1 pseudogene is annotated in these 611 nt (G+C 44.7%); it reads left to right on the forward strand.

The window, feature by feature from the left end:
* Positions 1-611, forward strand: a pseudogene (locus R8O11_RS29220) (type I restriction endonuclease subunit R); the annotation flags it as partial.

Consider the following 611-nt stretch of genomic DNA (forward strand, 5'->3'; position numbering starts at 1 on the left):
CGATGGTAAGCAGATACAGGCCGCAAAAGAGTCTGAAGATGAGGATTCCATTGCAGACTCTAAAAGTCGTGTCAGACGCGTTTTGAGGAAGGATGATTCTGGGCAAGAACAATGCTGGATTTTAAAGGAGAACAATGTTCTTCACGGTCAAACTGATGCTAATGGCAACCCTAAAAAAGCCAAATGGGAACTCGTTAGCGAAGAGAAAGTTGATTTTCGTGTTCTGAGTACCAAGCCCAACTTCTTCGTGATGGTTGATGAAGCGCACCGCAGCCAGTATGGATTCCTTGCTGCATTTATGCGTGCTTCTTTACCTAATGCGAAGTTCATAGCTTTTACTGGCACCCCGCTTTTTAAAGACGATAAAGAAACCTTGGGTACATTCGGCGGTAAGGAGTACATCGATACTTACCGCCTCGACGAGGTGGTTGCAGATGGCGCGACACTGCCTATTAAATATCTTGAAGGTATGGCGCAATGGGGTAGCGACGGAAAGCTAAAACAAGCTTTTGAGGATGAATTTGGTAATGAGCCTTTAGCCCGTAAGAAAAAGCTAAAGCAAGAATTACTCAAAAAACGTCGTGGTGCTATCGGTCGTATTGAGGAAAATG

The organism is Vibrio sp. 1288 (genome assembly GCF_033344475.1).